Annotated in this window: 10 protein-coding genes; 4 read left to right on the top strand and 6 right to left on the bottom strand. The window is 50.0% G+C overall.

Translation table 11 applies throughout. The features are described 5' to 3' along the window. Nucleotides 1–73: 73 nt before the first annotated feature. The 3 genes from CFREI_RS12625 (at nucleotide 74) to CFREI_RS12615 (ending at nucleotide 8,643) form a co-directional block, all read left to right on the top strand. Nucleotides 74–1,924, top strand: coding sequence for a FadD32-like long-chain-fatty-acid--AMP ligase (locus CFREI_RS12625; protein WP_027012893.1), 1,851 nt, complete (start codon nucleotides 74–76; stop codon nucleotides 1,922–1,924). A gap of 395 nt (nucleotides 1,925–2,319) precedes the next feature. Beyond that, nucleotides 2,320–7,098, top strand: a complete 4,779-nt coding sequence (pks13, locus tag CFREI_RS12620) for a polyketide synthase Pks13 (RefSeq protein WP_027012894.1) — start codon at nucleotides 2,320–2,322, stop codon at nucleotides 7,096–7,098. Between the two features lie 3 nt (nucleotides 7,099–7,101). Further along, nucleotides 7,102–8,643: an acyl-CoA carboxylase subunit beta gene (locus CFREI_RS12615; RefSeq protein WP_027012895.1), complete on the top strand. Its 1,542-nt coding sequence runs from the start codon at nucleotides 7,102–7,104 to the stop codon at nucleotides 8,641–8,643. A gap of 247 nt (nucleotides 8,644–8,890) precedes the next feature. Here the strand turns inward: CFREI_RS12615 and CFREI_RS12610 are convergent, their stop codons facing one another. Genes CFREI_RS12610 through trmB form a run of 5 tightly spaced genes read right to left on the bottom strand, consistent with a single transcriptional unit; the run spans nucleotide 8,891 to nucleotide 14,073 of the window. Next, the gene (locus tag CFREI_RS12610) at nucleotides 8,891–9,247 is read right to left on the bottom strand and encodes a DUF3054 domain-containing protein (protein ID WP_027012896.1); all 357 of its coding nucleotides are present in this window, start codon (nucleotides 9,245–9,247) and stop codon (nucleotides 8,891–8,893) included. A 3-nt stretch (nucleotides 9,248–9,250) separates the two neighbouring features. Then, on the bottom strand, nucleotides 9,251–10,339 hold the full coding sequence (locus tag CFREI_RS12605; RefSeq protein WP_035112202.1) for a lysylphosphatidylglycerol synthase transmembrane domain-containing protein: 1,089 nt from the start codon (nucleotides 10,337–10,339) through the stop codon (nucleotides 9,251–9,253). Beyond that, on the bottom strand, nucleotides 10,336–12,636 hold the full coding sequence (locus CFREI_RS12600; protein ID WP_027012897.1) for an MMPL family transporter: 2,301 nt from the start codon (nucleotides 12,634–12,636) through the stop codon (nucleotides 10,336–10,338). The genes CFREI_RS12605 and CFREI_RS12600 overlap by 4 nt, the downstream gene beginning before the upstream one ends. Nucleotides 12,637–12,639: 3 nt before the next feature. Further along, nucleotides 12,640–13,305, bottom strand: coding sequence for an NYN domain-containing protein (locus tag CFREI_RS12595; RefSeq protein ID WP_027012898.1), 666 nt, complete (start codon nucleotides 13,303–13,305; stop codon nucleotides 12,640–12,642). Further along, on the bottom strand, nucleotides 13,306–14,073 hold the full coding sequence (gene trmB, locus CFREI_RS12590) for a tRNA (guanosine(46)-N7)-methyltransferase TrmB (protein WP_027012899.1): 768 nt from the start codon (nucleotides 14,071–14,073) through the stop codon (nucleotides 13,306–13,308). It lies immediately after the preceding gene. Nucleotides 14,074–14,426: 353 nt separating this feature from the next. On the opposite strand from trmB, the gene CFREI_RS12585 reads away from it, so the two are divergent. After that, nucleotides 14,427–16,256 (top strand): phosphoenolpyruvate carboxykinase (GTP), encoded by a 1,830-nt coding sequence (locus CFREI_RS12585; protein WP_027012900.1) that lies wholly within the window; start codon nucleotides 14,427–14,429, stop codon nucleotides 16,254–16,256. 35 nt (nucleotides 16,257–16,291) lie between these two features. Here CFREI_RS12585 and CFREI_RS12580 read toward each other — a convergent pair whose 3' ends face one another. Continuing rightward, on the bottom strand, nucleotides 16,292–17,008 hold the full coding sequence (locus CFREI_RS12580) for a class I SAM-dependent methyltransferase (protein ID WP_035112203.1): 717 nt from the start codon (nucleotides 17,006–17,008) through the stop codon (nucleotides 16,292–16,294). Between the last annotated feature and the right edge of the window lie 29 nt (nucleotides 17,009–17,037).

The following is a 17,037-nucleotide window of genomic DNA, read 5'->3' as shown; positions in this document are numbered from 1 at the left end:
GCGAATTCCCTTGTATGTTCACTAGGGAAAGCATTAGACTTCACTAAGTATCTCAAAAAGACTTAGGAGCAACATGGATCTTCATGGCGTAATTGGCCAGTTTTTCGATGAAAAAGGCCAAGTGGCCCTGCCTCCGCAAATGACCATTGCGGGACTGTGCGAAACCCTCTACCAAGCTGAAGCAATGCAAGGAGGTGGGGATCGGCACTGCATGCGCTTCTGGGACTATTCTTCTGACCGCAATGGTGTTGCCGTTGAATACACCCGCACCGAGGTCAATACGCGCATTAAAGCGGTATCCGCCCGTCTCCAGCAAGTAGGCAAACTTGGTGACCGTGTTGCAATCCTTGCCGGCAATAGCCCCGAATACATTTTCGGATTTATTGGTGCTCTATATGCCGGAATGGTTCCAGTACCACTGTATGACCCAAACGAGCCAGGGCATGCCGATCACCTAAAAGCTGTGATCGCAGACTGTAAGCCGACCATTGTGCTTACTCACACCCCAGGTGCACCAGCCGTCCGTAATTACTTTGCGGAGCTACCAGCCGCAGAGCGCCCACGCATCCTGTCGGTGGATTCTCTCCCGGATTCTTTGGCGGAATCTTGGGTTAACCCAATGACTTCCCCCGAAGTTCAGGCAATGATGGCGCAATCCACCCAATCGCCACTAGATATGGTTGCATTCCTGCAGTACACATCCGGTTCGACCCGCACCCCAGCTGGTGTAGTACTTTCAAACCGCTCAGTAATGACTAACGTGTTGCAGATCTTTACAGCTGCCCAGCTAAAGACTCCGCTCCGTCTGGTTACCTGGCTCCCATTGCACCACGATATGGGAATTATCCTTGCGGCATTTGTCACCATTCTTGGATTGGAAATGGAAATGATGACGCCGCGGGACTTTATCCAACAGCCGTCCCGCTGGGTCAAGCAACTTAATAACAACAACAGCCAAACGCACGTGTATACGGTAGTGCCGAATTTTGCCCTGGAACTCGCAGTGCGTTACGGATTGCCAGCAGAAGGCGAAGAACTCGACCTTTCTGCCATGGATGGTTTGATTATCGGCTCTGAACCAGTAACACCAAAGGCTGTGAACCAATTTTTTGCCGCATTTGAAAAGTACGGCCTGAAACGCACAGTAATGCGGCCATCCTACGGCCTGGCGGAAGCTTCATTGCTGGTGACAACTCCACAGCGACCTGATCGCCCGGTTATTACCTATGTGGATCGTACAAAGCTGAGCGAAGGTTTCGCAGAAATCGTGGACGAAGACAGCGAAAATGCTGTTGCGCTCATGTCCAATGGTTCTGTTGTTCGCCCGCAAGCACTTGTGGTTGTTGATCCGGAAACACGTACTGAATTAGCAGACGGTCAGGTCGGGGAATTTTGGGCCCATGGCGAAAACATGGCTGTTGGTTACCTAGATCGTCCAGAAGAAACAGCTGCAACGTTCTTAAACACTTTGATTGCACGTCTCCCCGAGAACTCACGGGCTGAGGGCTTTCCGGATGACAACCGTTGGATGGCTACAGGCGACCTTGGTGTGATTATTGATGGTGAAACCTACATTACTGGTCGACTCAAAGACTTGATTGTGGTGGCAGGCCGTAATCACTACCCACAAGACATTGAATACACTGTGGATCATGCTACTGATCACATTGAGCCAGCAGCGATTGCAGCATTCGCAATTGAAGGCGAAGACGTAGAAAAGCTCATTATTTTTGCAGAGCGGGATCGCCATAAGGATGCTTCCGGTGACGCCGCTGCAATCGAGGCTATTCGGACCGCTGTATCGAAGAACCATGGCGTTGTTCCTCACGAGATTCGTATTGTTGAGCTCGATGGAATTCCGCGTAGTTCTTCCGGAAAAATCGCACGGCGCGTATGTAAGAATGCGTATTTAGCAGAAAAGTAATATCTTTCATCTGAGAAAGTGCTTTAAGTATATAGTCCGCGGGACGAGTACTCGTCCCGCGGACTTTTGCTTGGATGCTGTAATCTTATGCTAAGAATCCCCCCTCTGTGGGGGTGATTGTGCAAACAAAAGTGACACTTATGCAAAACATGTTAGAAACTGCTGTGTCTCAAAATTACTTCTATAGTGCCCCAATTTCTTATGGGATTGACGGGTTTGTAACAGAATATCGTGGGGAAACGATAAATTTGTGAACGTAAAAGTCCTAATAGCTTATGAGCTTGCGGTATTTTACCTTTAGGTTTCAATGGGCTTAAGGTAAACGTTTCTCGCTTTGTGCGGCGGGTAACCTTGAGGGGTTAGAACTTATTCATAGAACTTGTAAAGGTGTTGTTATGGATCGACGTCAAATGACCGTTGCGGAGCTCAAAGCTTGGCTGCGGGCATGGGTGGTTACCGCTACGGGTCTTCCGGAAGAGGAGATCACCGACGATAAACCTATGGAGAGTTTTGGGTTGTCGTCTCGTGACGTTGTTATCCTTTCGGGTGAGTTAGAAAACCTTCTTGACGTGCAACTTGATGCCACGATTGCATATGAGTACCCTACAATCGCTGGTCTTAGTCAACGTCTGATTGAAGGGCCTTCGCATAAACCTAAGAAGGCAGTTCGCCGTGATTTTACGGTGATTTCAGATAGTCCTGGTACTCACGATATTGCAATCGTGGGTATGGCAGCACGCTATCCAAAAGCCCTCAACCTTAATGAAATGTGGGAACTCTTAATTTCCGGTAGGGATGGAATTTCGGAACTGCCGGCCGGTAGGTGGTCCGAATACGCTGCCAATGACGTTATGACCGCGAAAATGTCGTCAGTGTCCACACTTGGGGGTTATTTAGACGATATTGCTAGCTTCGATGCAGAGTTTTTTGGGCTGTCTCCTGTGGAAGCCGCGAATATGGATCCGCAACAGCGTATTGCATTAGTCCTTGCTTGGGAGGCATTGGAGCATGCGCGAATTCCAGCACATAGATTGCGTGGGAGCAATGTAGGTGTGTATATCGGATCCTCCAATAATGACTATGGAATTATGATCGCTTCAGATCCGGCGGAAGCGCACCCGTATGCTTTAACAGGTACTGCAAGTTCGATTATTCCGAACCGTGTTTCTTATGTATTCGATTTCCGGGGGCCTTCCGTAAGTATTGATACAGCATGCTCATCTTCACTAGTCAGTGTGCACCATGCGGTACGCGCTTTACGTTGTGGGGATGCTGATATTGCGCTGGCTGGTGGCGTTAATATTTTGGCTAGTCCGTTTGTCACCACGGGGTTTGGAGAATTAGGGGTGTTGAGCCCCTCCGGGAAGATTCATGCTTTTTCCGAAGACGCCGATGGGTTTGTGCGCTCTGATGGAGCTGGTTTAGTGGTGCTAAAACGTGTCGATGATGCAATCGCCGACGGCGACAATATCCTTGCTGTAATCAAAGGCACTGCGGTGAATTCTGATGGTCGCTCAAATGGTTTGACTGCCCCGAATTCCGATGCACAAATTGCGGTATTAGAACGCGCTTATATGGATGCCGGTATTGATCCACTTTCGGTGGATTATGTGGAGGCACACGGTACCGGAACGATTCTTGGGGATCCCATTGAAACAACGGCGCTTGGTCAAGTGCTGGGCCGCGAACGTGAACTGCGCGAACCATTGCTTTTGGGTAGTGCAAAAACAAACTTTGGTCATACAGAATCTGCTGCAGGCGCGGCCGGGCTTATTAAAGTGGTGCTGAGTATGCAGCACCAAGTATTGCCGCCTTCAATTAATTATTCTGGACCAAATCCTTATATTGATTTTGATACTGAGCGGCTTGAAGTGGTACAAGATCCACGTGAATGGCCTAAGTACTCTGGTAGAGCCATTGCAGGTATTTCGGGATTCGGCTTTGGTGGCACCAACGCGCACGCGGTGATCTCAGAATTTCATCCGGACGATTACACAGTCGCTGCTTTGCACTCACCTGCAGAACTTGATTCAGAACAATACCTATTGCCGGTAAGCGGGTTGCTGCCATCGCGGCGTCGACAAGCAGCAGCGGATCTTGCGGACTACCTTGAAGGAAATGCCGACCTTGAGCCAGTTGCTCGTTCGCTTGCCCGCAGTAACCACGGACGCTCTGCCGCAGTAGTGACCGCCGCAACCAAAGAAGAGGCAATAAAACGCCTGCGTATTGTGGCAGAGGGAAAAAAGAGTGCTGGTATTGCGGTAGCTGACGCTCCGCTGAATCTGGGGCCGGTGTTTGTGTATTCGGGATTTGGTTCTCAGTACCGGAAGATGGCTAAAGATCTTTTGCATACTTCGCCAATGTTCCGCGAGCGCCTTACTGAACTGGATGCCGATATTATTTTTGAATCCGGCTGGTCACTTATCGAACTCATTGAAGATGACTCGCGCACCTACAATACCGAAACAGCCCAAGTGGGTATTACCGCGATTCAAATTGCGCTCACTGATCTGCTTGCATATTTTGGTGCTAAGCCAGCAGCGGTAGTTGGCATGTCAATGGGCGAAATCGCCGCCGCCTATGCCGCGGGAGGTCTTAGCGCGAAAGACGCTATGCGGGTAGCGTGCCACCGCTCTCGGCTAATGGGTGAGGGCGAAGAATCCCTGCCTGAAGATCAATTGGGTGCCATGGCCGTGGTTGAATTTTCTGCGGCAGACCTCGATGCATTTATTGCCGAAAACCCCGAATATCAAGGCGTTGAGCCAGCAGTTTATGCGGGTCCTGGCATGACAACAATTGGTGGACCCCGCGAAGCAGTAGTCAAGCTGGTAGAAAAACTTGAAGCGGAAGAAAAATTTGCCCGCTTGCTTAATGTAAAAGGTGCTGGGCACACCAGTGCGGTAGAGCCATTACTTGGGGAGCTTGCTGCAGAAACTGCCGGTATCGAACCGCGACCACTTGAAGTCCCGCTTTTTAGCTCCGTGGATAAAGGCGTGGTGTATCCCGTAGGTTCTATTGTCCATGAATCTGACTATTGGTTGCGTTGCACCCGTGGCTCCGTATGGTTCCTAGAGGCAATTACGGCGGCATTTGCAGCGGGGCATGAAATGCTTGTAGAAATCTGCCCGAATCCAGTTGCGATTATGGGCATGATGAACACCGCTTTTTCAGTTGGTAAAGCCGATGCTCAATTGCTGTTTACGCTAAAGCAAAAGCTTTCGCCTTCGGATACCCTGCGTGATTTATTGGCAAAATTGTATGTTGCAGGTGCACCAATCCAACTCGACCGCGTCCTTGGGGCTGGCGACTATGCCGAAATACCAGGAGTGACCTGGAAAGAGCAACGTTATTGGACTGCCGCCCGCCCCGCTTCTCAGAGTGTGGCATTGCCAGGGCATCGCGCATATCTCCCCGACGGTACCGTTGTCTTTAGTGCCCGAGCAGAGCATGTGCCTTCTGCTGAAGCACTTATCGACGCCGCGGCCGCTGCAGCATTCCCCGAATCCAGCGTTGTGGCAGTTGAGGAATACATTGCGCTTCCTCCAATAGGCGAAATAACTACGCTTGTGCGAAAGAATCTTGGTGGCGTGGCAATTTCCGTATATCGCGTGACTGGGGAAGTCTTCCCGCTTCTTGCTGAAGGATTTGCCAGTGTTGCAGGTTTGCCGCAACCAACACCTGTACAGCAGCAAGTAAGTACGCCATCGTTTATCGAACTCGATGAAGAAATTGAAGCGGTGTACTGGGATCCTGAAAGTGGTGAGTCTGTAGAGCAACGGATGCGCTCAATTGTGTCTGAATCTATGGGATACGATATCGACGATCTCCCTGGTGAACTGCCGCTAATCGATTTGGGGCTTGACTCCCTTATGGGGATGCGTATTAAAAACCGAATTGAGCACGATTTCCAGATCCCGCCCCTTCAAGTTCAAGCATTGCGTGACGCAAGTGTTGCGGATGTAGTCACGCTTGTGGAGGATCTAGTAGCTGGCAAAACCACTGCAGTCTCCGATGAAATAGTTCCTGTATCCACTGCAGTAGCACTTAAGGCCACTCCTGAGTCTTCAACCCGGTCAAATATTGTGCAGGTGGCACCACGCGATGCTTCGGAACGTTTAGTTTTTGCAACTTGGGCATCGATCACTGGTGCGGCGGTGCCGGGTGTGACCAGTGAATTACCAGAGGTTACTGAAGAGCATGCTCAAGCAATCGCAGAGCGCTTGACTGAACGCGCTGGTATTGAAATCAAAGTTGAAGATATCCACGAGGCAGCTGCGTTAGAAGACCTAGCTAATATTGTTCGAAAAGGACTGGAAGTCGAAGTGGAAGGAAATATCCGCGTACTTCGTGAACGTCCAGCAGGCTCGCAGCAACCTGCGGTATTCCTCTTCCATCCCGCTGGTGGATCCTCGGTAGTTTATCAACCACTAATGCGCCGACTACCAGAAGATGTTCCTGTTTATGGTGTAGAGCGCCTTGAAGGAACCCTGGAGGAACGCGCTGCAAGCTATCTCGATGAAATCCGAACATATGCGGACGGGCATCCAGTAATCCTCGGTGGTTGGAGTTTCGGTGGTGCACTTGCCTATGAAGTCGCCCATCAACTGGTAGGTAGCGATGTAGATATTGCCCTCATCGTGTTATTGGATACTGTCCAACCAGCCGAGGCCATTCCAGACACCATGGAAGAAACTCGTGCTCGTTGGGAACGTTATTCTGCATTTGCCAAAAAAACCTATAACCTCGACTTCCCGGTTCCATATGAATTGCTGGAAACTCAAGGTGAAGATGCATTACTTACCATGATGGCTGAGTTTTTATCGAGCACCGATGCTTCGGCGCATGGTCTAGCTGCCGGTGTTCTCGAACACCAGCGCGCATCTTTTGTGGACAATCGGATTCTTGATCGAGTACAGCTTGAGCATTGGGCAGATGTTCGTGTGCCAGTTATGTTATTCCGCGCAGAGCGTATGCATGATGGTGCAATCGAATTGGAACCTCGGTACGCCAATATTCACGCTGATGGTGGTTGGTCCGCTATCGTAGAACAGTTAGATATTATTCAGCTGCGGGGTGACCACCTCGCCATCGTGGATGAGCCAGAGATTGGCACGGTAGGCGCACACCTGACCAAGCGTTTACGTGAAATCGAGGCTCATCTAGAAGGAAACTAAGGAATGACAACGGCAGAAAAGCTCGCTGACCTGCGCGCCAGACTTGCAAAAGCGCAAGATCCTGGTAGCGAGCGTGCCCGGGCAAAGCGTGATGCTGCCGGCCTGACAACTCCGCGTCAGCGTATTGAACGGCTGTTAGATCCCGGCTCTTTTGTAGAAATCGGCGCTCTGGGACGTACCCCAGATGACCCAGAGGCACCGTATGGAGATGGCGTAGTTACTGGGTATGGTCGCATTGGTGGCAGGCCAGTTGCTGTCTATGCTCATGATAAAACCGTCTACGGCGGTTCCGTTGGTGTGACCTTCGGCCGTAAAGTTTGTGAAGTCATGGATATGGCCATAAAAATCGGTTGCCCAGTGATCGGAATCCAGGATTCTGGTGGCGCACGCATTCAAGATGCTGTGACATCTTTGGCCATGTATTCGGAAATTGCGCGCCGCCAGTTGCCGCTATCCGGTCGGAGCCCACAGATTTCCATTATGATGGGCAAATCTGCTGGTGGCGCGGTATATGCGCCCGTAACTACTGATTTTGTGATCGCCGTGGACGGCCGCGCAGAAATGTATGTCACCGGTCCGGACGTAATCCGAGAAGTTACTGGTGAAGAGATTACCTCTGCCGAGCTAGGCGGGGCACATCAACAAGCACTTAACGGCAATGTGTCCTATGTTGCGGATTCGGAAGAAGAAGCCTTTGCATATGTCCATGATCTTCTTGATCATTTGCCTTCATCGTGCGAAGAACCTAGCCCAGAGTTTTGGGCTCCAAGTGATGAAGTGACCGATAGGGATTTAGCGCTCGATCACTTTATGCTGGATGACACAAACTCTGCCTATGACATGATGGACTTGCTTAAGCAGATCTTTGATAATGACGATGTGCTTGAAGTCCAGCCTGACTACGGGCCCAATATGATTACTGCGTTTGCGCGGGTAGATGGCCGGTCTGTGGGTGTTGTGGCAAACCAACCGTTGGTGTACGCCGGATGTATCGATGCGGATGCTGCCGATAAAGCCGCTCGTTTTATCCGCATCTGTGATGCCTACAATATTCCCCTGATTTTCGTGGTAGATACACCTGGTTACCTTCCTGGTGTGCAGCAGGAGAAACAAGGCTTGATTCACCGTGGTGCAAAGCTTGGTTTTTCCGTTGTAGAGGCTACTGTTCCAAAAATTTCATTAATTGTGCGTAAGGCCTACGGTGGAGCGTATGCGGTCATGGGTTCGAAGAACCTAACAGGGGATATTAACCTTGCTTGGCCTACTGCGCAGGTAGCAGTTATGGGAGCTGCCGCTGCTGTGGTTATGATCCAAGGGCGCCAATTAGCTGCGGCGCCGCCAGAGCAACGAGAATACCTTAAAAAAGTATTTATGGATTTCTATGATGAAAACATGACGAGTCCATATGTTGCGGCGGAGCGTGGCTATATCGACGCCATGATCGAACCCAACCAAACCCGAGTGGCTCTGCGCCAAGCGCTGCGGCAATTGGACACCAAGCGGGAAGTAACGGTACCTAAAAAACATACGATCATGCCTATGTAAGAAGTTCCGGCTACACTAAGGCAATTATGAAAAACACTGACACTGCCACTCAAGGAGACTTAACTATGCTGAGCTCTGCTCTGGACCTTTTCGGCGACATCTTTGGCACGATCGGCGTCGCTTGGTTTAATTTATTGCAGGCATTCAACCGCTAAATCTCTTGAATGAGCCCATATAGGCTCGTGTACACCTCCCGTAGCCATAAGAACCTATCGGGAGGTGTATTTTTGTATTCTGTAGTAATTACTTATGGCTGTGGTTGTGACCGGCTTCGTTTAAATTTTGCTATTCCTCGCCAGCCAAATAGCAAAATAGCAGACATCGTTGATGCCACGAGGATAAAAGACCAATGGGGGAAGGCATTGTGACGTATTGCCCAGATGCCAAGGCCAATAATCACCGTGGTAACCCAAATGACGGCACCAGGTGCTATACGGTTTTTGAGCAAGATGGTGAGCCCATGCCCTAGTAATACGCCAAGGGCAAACGGCCATGTGGTGTCTAACCAGCCTAGAAAATTAAAGGGCATATCGGGTGTTTGGTGAGCTGCGCGGGCTAGCAAGCCAAATAGTGCGATAGCGATAAGGTCGAGGGCGAGTGTCATGTTTTAAGAGTGTACCTTCACGTGATATTGAGTTTTCCGCCACGGGCTGAACAGGTAGACAACCCAGCCAATCGCTGTGATCAGCACTAATGATATAAACCGGTAGAGAATGACCGCTCCAAGGGCTTCGGGGCTATGGGTTCCAGTTGCCATAAGCGTGCCAATAAGAGCACCATCGACAGGGCCAAGGCCCCCTGGAGTAAGGTTTGTAGAACCGACAATTTTTGAGGTAATAAAAGCCAAAAGAATGATGCTTGGGTCTGGAATCGTGTTGGTGAGTGCCCAAACTGCTAGACCGAGGGTTGCGGCGTCGAAAAGCCAATTATGGAGGGAACATACCGCAGCCCAACTAAAGCGGGTGGGGGTGAGTTCTACAGCCTCCAATTGATATACATGTTTGATTATTCCCTGTGTACCACCACCAGGTGGGTGTTCGACTATCCGTTGGTGCCAGCGTCGTAGTTTTTCGCTAAGTTTTGCACACCAGCGTGGCAGGGAGTTTGCACACCACAGCAAAGAGTTGCGGAATCCGCGCCCTAATGGCGGCAAAATGCGCTTAATGGCGGCTGCTAACGTATCCGGGTTATGCGTTGCCCACCAAACTATGCCGGCAAGGCTCAGGGTTCCTAAAAGTGGAAGTGTGAGTGACCATAAATTAAATTCTGCGCCGTGTAAGAACACTGCGCCTATACCGAGTGCAATCAGCCAAATTGTGGAGAGCGCCCCCGAAAACACAATAAACCAGGAAATAAGCAGTGTGCTGGCATGCCATCGCCGCATAACCTGAAATTGCGTGACCGTGGAGATTGCAGCACCGCCCGGAAAACTTGTGGAAAGAGCATTAGCCGCAAATGTCAGGCTTGCCGTCTGGCGCAATTTAACGTTTGTGCCGCCGGCGCCGAGTAAAACCCGCATCACCTCCGCCATTGCAATAAGCGAAAGCAAGGCCGTACCTAGGCCGAGAATAAGAGGAATCGGTTGGGCATGGCGGAGTTGTGTAAACGCGGCGGCAAAGTCGAGTTCATTGCGGAAAAACCATATTGCTGCCGCGATTACAAGAACGGGTAGTGCTCGACGTAGGTAGCGCGCTATTGTCGTTCCTCCTCGTATCGGGCGATTAGGACACTAAATGGAATGAGTTCGGCGTCGTCTTTGCTATTTCGGCCGCCACGCATTGCAGTGGATTCATCAAGTGCAGCGCTATGAATCGGCACCTCTTCTTGCGTATCGACGGCGCGGGGCATAGGTACTTCCTTAACCTCACGCGCAGTGGGGGTTCCAGCATGTCCAAGGAATTCGGCGGCCTTTTGAATAGGCTTCGGTGCCCACCAGTTATCATCCCGCAAAAGGTGCATGACCGCTGGCACCAATAGCATTCGGATAATAGTTGCATCCAGGAAAAGAGCAACAATCATACCAAATGCTATGTATTTCATCATAACAATATTGGAGAAGCCGAACGCTCCACACACCACAATCATAATGACCGCAGCGGCAGTAATAATCCCGCCCGTATGTGCGGTGCCATACCGAATGGCATTATCTGTAGTAGACCCTCGATTTCTCGCCTCTACCATACGAGATACCAGGAAGACCTCGTAATCCGTAGACAGGCCATACACGATTGCCATAATCAAAACCAATACCGGGCTCATTAACGGGCCAGCGGTAAACCCAAGAATGCTTGACCCTAAACCATTGACAAAGATCAATGTAAGCACGCCCAAAGTGGTGCCAAGGCCCAATATTGTCATAATTACCGCTTTAGCTGGCAGAATAATCGAGCCAAACACCAAAGCCATAAGAATAAATGTGGCCACAATAATGTATAGCGACATCCACGGCAAAGTATTGAGTAATGCTTCAATCGATTCCACCTCAAGGGCAGGGGTTCCACCAATATAAATCTTTGCGTTTTCTGGTGGGGTGATTTTCCGTAGATCCTCAACAATGCGAGCATAATCTTCACGGTTCTCAATACCTGTGGAAAGGACCGTTGTGCCATCTTTTGTGGGGCGGCTCGCCCCAAACACACCAGTAAGTCCTTGAATATCCCTAGCTTGCTGATGCACATGAACAACACCCTGCTCATCTGCGCCGGTAATTACTAACTTGATTGGTTCTGTACGGATATCAAAGTTAGCGTCAAACTTTTCCTGTGCAATGCGCGCTTCGTTCTTTGGAGGAAGATATGTCTCATTAATGCCGCCGAACTTCACCCCGGCCAACGGTAATGTAAATAAAATCAGACCAGCGATACCAGCAAATGTTACCTTTTTAGAATGCTTCATTGCCCAAGTGGGGATTTTCGCCCAAATGGTGTCTTCCCAATGGGTATTCCGGTTTTTCGGCTTACGAATCATTCCCTTATCAATATTCGTGCCAAGCAACCCAAAAAGCGACGGCAACACAGTCACCGAAAGTAAAGCCGCAAGCCCAACTGCACTAATAGCGCCATACGCAACAGACTTTAGAAACGCTTGCGGGAAAAGCAATAACCCCGAAAGGGCAACTGCCACCATTGCTGCCGAAAATACAACCGTTGTACCAGCAGTAGCAGTAGTGGTAGCTACGGCTCGATTTACTGGAGCGCCCGAATCCAGTTCCTCCCGAAAACGGGAAACCATAAACAAGCCATAGTCAATGGCAAGACCGAGCCCCAATAATGTGACTACAGATTGCGCAAAAACATTGACCTGGGTTTGAGTGGCCAGTATGGAAAGGACACCCAGTGAACCCAAAATAGATAACACACCCACAATCAGTGGCATGGTTGAGGCAACAAGTGAACCAAAAACAAATAGCAGAAGCAGTGCAACTGCAGGGAGGGCATAGAGTTCTGCGCGCTTAATATCGCCAGCCATGCCCTCGTCGAGGGCGTCGGCAATAGCCGTGGAACCTGCAACCTCAATATGGGTGCCTTCCGGCAGCTCAACATCGGTTAGATCTGACTTAATCTTCCGAAAATTCTTTAGGACCTGTTCGCCTTCTCCTTTCAGGCCCACTGCAGCGAACGCCATACGGCGATCCTCCGTGGTCAGTTTGCCTGTCGGAGTAGCAAAATAACTATCTATCTGGGCGATTTCATTAGGGTGCTCCGCAAGCAATGATTGCAGATGCTTTCCAACAGCAGCGTAGGTTGCCGGGTCATCAACAGATTCGGCCGAAACCAAAAGCAAGACATCGCCGCGGTTATCGCGGCCAAAAACCTCCTGCTCAATTTTTGCGGCTTGAGTCGAAGAAGAACCAGGATCATCCCAACCCTCTTGACTCATGCGCTCACTTAGCTTCGTGCCAGCCAGAAGGTACAGAGTAAGAATGAGACCGATAACTATAAAGGGCACAAAATGGCGGAATCGGTAGGCAAAGCGCCCCCACGCAAGAAACATGCGTTACAGGTCCTTCCTCCCAGATAACAAGGCAGATAGAGGGCGGAATGGCTGAAGCCAAGCACCGCCTTCTGGAAGCGAGTCCAAACTGACACGAGGCAATGGCTCCCGGAAAACTCCAGGAATATCCTCTAAATCCGTAAATTCTAAAGCTTCAGAGGCAACTGCCCAAGCAGAGTGCTCATGAAAGCCAATGACACGAACTGGAATATTGACCGCAAGCTCTTCAAGTAACTCGCGGAAATTCTGCCCATCTGCGCTGGCAACAATTAAGCCTTCAAGGGTGCCTTCAGCATGACGGCGTCGAATGTGCTGCAGCATATCTGGATCAACGTCAGACTCCTCGTCCAACTTTGGTTTAGCAAACACAGCAAAACCAACATTCCGCAGCGCCTCCACCCATGGGCGGATCGCGTCAGCCCCACCAGGAGTGACATTGGTAAAGACCGTGGCCTCAGGAACAATATGATCGCCAAGAGCCGCAGATTGGTCGAGTAACCACCGACCAATCGCATCAAAACGTGGACGGTGTACGGTGGTAGGACGACCACCAATAATTGCGCCTAAACCCATATCAAGATTTGGGGCATCCCAAACTAGCAGTAAACTTGGCGGTCCTTGAATATCACTCAGGCCGTAGTTGTGGGTTATAAAAGCATTCTCAGACAATTAGGGCCTCTTTCGCCATAAGAACTCGGTAATCACATGGTCTTTGTCTAAGCCTTTTCCTTCAAACTTAGTAATCACCTGACGATCAGTAAGCTGTGGACAATCTTCCCATGGCCAGCCCATATACTCCAGTTTTGGTTCAATGTTTACTAGTTCCTTGATCCACTCTGCATAATCAGCATGATCTGTTGCCACATGTAAAACACCACCAGGCTTAAGCCGAGAGGCAATAAGCCGCAAGGTTCCCGATTGGATTATCCTGCGTTTATGGTGGCGAGCCTTGGGCCAAGGATCAGGGAAGAAAATTCGGACGCCATCAATTGAATTTTCTTCAAACATACGGTTGAGGACTTCGACACCGTCACCGCGAACCATGCGAATATTAGAAATTCCATTGCGAACGGTGGTGCCTAATAGTTTCGCGAGACCGGGTTTATACAACTCAACCGCAATAATATTTGTATTTGGCTCTACCGAAGCCATTGCAGCAGTTGAAGTCCCGGTGCCCGAACCTATTTCTACAATTGTTGGGGCCCCTGTTCGGCTAAACCATTTCTCAATGTCAATATGTTCATCGGAGAGTACGCACCCCAAATGTGGCCAGTGCTCTTTCCAAAGCTTTTCCTGGTTGTCGGTAAGTGTTCCACGCCGAAAACTAATACTTCCTAAACGTGGGTAATTTAGCCCGTCCTCAAAGGTTGATTGAAGGGGGCGTCCAGCTGGGAGTTCGCCAGTGGAGAAGTTGTGAGAATTATCAGAATTAGACATCTGCACTATTGTGCCCCGTTGGTCCACTTGAACTCAATACGGTGCAGCTATTTCTAACTGGATAGAACCGGTTGGGTGTAGTGAAGACCAAAAATTAATATGTGAGCAATTTATGTTGGTGTCCGAACATGTTTTAGTTGTGGGGACAGGCGCAGAAAATCACCCCCTTGGGGGTGATTTCCCACGCTAATTCTCAGAAAAACACGTCGTGCACATGATATTTCCTTGGGGAAGGGGACTGGTTATTACTAAGTGTGGCGCGTTTCTCACCGAACCTAGGGACGTCGAGGACTGATCAACGTTATTGTGGTTGGTGTTAAGTCTGTCGAACGACTTTTAAGTCAGGAGAGCCAATGTCCGTTCCGGAAATCAAGGGTCTTGTTGGTCCTGTTCCTACCAAGAACAAAGAACTGCTGCAGTGGATTGCTGATGCAGTCGAATTGTTCCAACCCGAGGCCGTAGTATTTGCAGACGGCTCAAGTGAAGAGTGGGACCGCCTGGGCGCTGAGCTTGTAGAGGCGGGTACTTTTATCAAGCTCAATGAGGAAAAGAAGCCAAATAGCTTCCTTGCTCGTTCAAATCCTGCGGATGTTGCACGTGTGGAAACCCGTACTTTTATTTGCTCGGAAACCGAAGAAGGTGCTGGTCCGACAAATAACTGGGCTGACCCAGTGAAAATGAAAGCAGAAATGACGGAGCATTACCGTGGCTCCATGAAGGGCCGTACGATGTATGTGGTCCCATTCTGCATGGGTCCAATTACTGATCCAGATCCAAAACTGGGTGTGCAATTAACCGACTCTGCTTATGTAGTTATGTCCATGCGGATTATGACTCGCATGGGCCAAGAAGCATTAGACAAGATCGGTGAAGATGGGGACTTTGTCCACTGTCTGCATTCGGTCGGTTATCCACTTGAGCCAGGTCAAGAAGATGTTCCTTGGCCATGTAATGACACCAAGTACATTACGCAGTTCCCTGAAACTCGTGAGATCTGGTCATATGGTTCTGGTTATGGTGGTAATGCCATTTTGGCTAAGAAGTGCTATGCCCTGCGTATCGCTTCTATTATGGCGAAAGATGAAGGCTGGATGGCTGAGCATATGCTTATCCTGAAGCTGACATCACCAGAGAAAAAGAGCTACTACATCGCAGCGGCCTTTCCTTCAGCATGTGGTAAGACTAACCTCGCTATGATTCAGCCCACCATTGAAGGCTGGACCGCAGAAGTGGTTGGTGACGATATCGCCTGGTTGCACTTCGGTGAAGACGGTCGTTTGTACGCCGTAAACCCAGAAAATGGTTTCTTTGGTGTTGCTCCTGGTACGAACTACTCCTCCAACCCGAACGCCATGTACACCATGGAGCCAGGTAATTCGATCTTCACCAACGTTGCCCTTACAGATGATGGTGACGTTTGGTGGGAAGGCCTTGAGGGTGAGCCACAGCACCTCATTGACTGGAAGGGAAATGATTGGACACCAGAGTCCGGTGAGCTTTCTTCCCATCCGAACTCCCGCTACTGCGTACCAATTAGCCAATGCCCGGTAGCTGCACCAGAGTTTAACGACCCCGCTGGTGTTCCGATTTCGGCGATCCTGTTTGGTGGCCGTCGTGCAGATACTGTTCCATTGGTGACCCAAGCTCATTCCTGGAACCACGCGACCATGATCGGTACTTTGCTGGCATCTGGCCAGACTGCTGCTTCCGCTGAAGCAAAGGTTGGCTCTTTGCGGCACGATCCAATGGCTATGCTGCCGTTCATTGGCTATAACGCTGGTGATTACTTCCAACACTGGATTGATATGGGTGTTAAGGGTGGTGACAAGATGCCAGCAGTATTCCTGGTGAACTGGTTCCGCCGTGGTGAAGATGGTCGTTTCTTGTGGCCAGGTTTCGGTGACAACAGCCGCGTGCTTAAGTGGGTTATTGATCGCATTGAGGGCCGCGTTGGTGCTGATGAAACTGTTGCTGGTTACACCGCACGTGTGGAAGACCTTGACCTCACCGGTTTGGATACCCCAATCGAGGATGTACGTGAAGCTTTGAGTGCTCCTCCGGAGCAATGGGCAGCCGACGTTGAAGACAACGAAGCTTGGCTGGCTAAGCTGGGTCCAAAGGTCCCAGCTGAAGTTCTGGAAGAATTTGAAGCATTGAAGAAGCGTATTAGCGAAGCTAAGTAGTTTCTTTCTCTTCCTTACCGAATTACCCTGCCGTTTTAGAAATGAGGCGGCAGGGTTTCCTTTTGCAGCACCACCACAAGATTGCTTACAAGAAATTCTCGAACGCCGGGAATTTTTACAAGCCACCATGCCCACCAAGGATGGTAACGGGGGAATTCTCGTACGATCTTTGCGCCTTGAACAGAACGCGCCCACTGGAGTCCATCGGCACAGGAAACATCAAACAGTGATTCTCCGAACACGTTTTTTGGTGGGCGACCATGTTTCCTGGTGTAGCGATCCCGCGCATATTCGCCTCCAATATAATGCTGCCAAAGGCCAGTTTCATGTCCGCCAAACGGCCCCAGCCAAATTGTGTAGCTGACAATAGTAAACCCGCCCGGTTTTGTTACCCGTAACATTTCTTCACACATTTTCCATGGATCAGAAATGTGCTCAACTACATTCGACGAATATGTGATATCGAATGTGTCATTGTGGAAGGGAAGTGCGTGGCCGGAGGCTTTAACATGGGATTTTTCGAACGGATCTACGCCGATATACCAGGCTTTCCGCCGTGCGAACGCGTCTACAAAGTAGCCTGGTCCGCCACCAACATCAAGGACTCGAGTTCCGGAAAGCGGAGCGAATTGCTCGATAAGCCGAGCAGTGTCTTCAGCAAGGTTGCTATAGAACTCATCTGGATTGCGTTGTTCATTAGGGAATGATGTGAGGAGACTCAATGAACGTCGCAGAGTGGCAAAGTGGCGCATGATAGGGGATTGTATAGGCTAGGTCCGGT

The sequence above is a fragment of the Corynebacterium freiburgense genome (assembly GCF_030408815.1).
Lineage (GTDB): Bacteria > Actinomycetota > Actinomycetes > Mycobacteriales > Mycobacteriaceae > Corynebacterium > Corynebacterium freiburgense.
This window is presented reverse-complemented; position numbering and strand designations above follow the sequence as displayed.

Bases quoted from the DNA above. Each gene is read 5' to 3' on its own strand.
- CFREI_RS12625 (WP_027012893.1), top strand. From the start codon at position 74: ATGGATCTTCATGGCGTAATTGGCCAGTTTTTCGATGAAAAAGGCCAA.
- CFREI_RS12585 (WP_027012900.1), top strand. From the start codon at position 14,427: ATGTCCGTTCCGGAAATCAAGGGTCTTGTTGGTCCTGTTCCTACCAAG.
- CFREI_RS12600 (WP_027012897.1), bottom strand. From the start codon at position 12,636: ATGTTTCTTGCGTGGGGGCGCTTTGCCTACCGATTCCGCCATTTTGTG.
- trmB (WP_027012899.1), bottom strand. From the start codon at position 14,073: ATGTCTAATTCTGATAATTCTCACAACTTCTCCACTGGCGAACTCCCA.
- pks13 (WP_027012894.1), top strand. From the start codon at position 2,320: ATGGATCGACGTCAAATGACCGTTGCGGAGCTCAAAGCTTGGCTGCGG.
- CFREI_RS12580 (WP_035112203.1), bottom strand. From the start codon at position 17,008: ATGCGCCACTTTGCCACTCTGCGACGTTCATTGAGTCTCCTCACATCA.
- CFREI_RS12615 (WP_027012895.1), top strand. From the start codon at position 7,102: ATGACAACGGCAGAAAAGCTCGCTGACCTGCGCGCCAGACTTGCAAAA.
- CFREI_RS12610 (WP_027012896.1), bottom strand. From the start codon at position 9,247: ATGACACTCGCCCTCGACCTTATCGCTATCGCACTATTTGGCTTGCTA.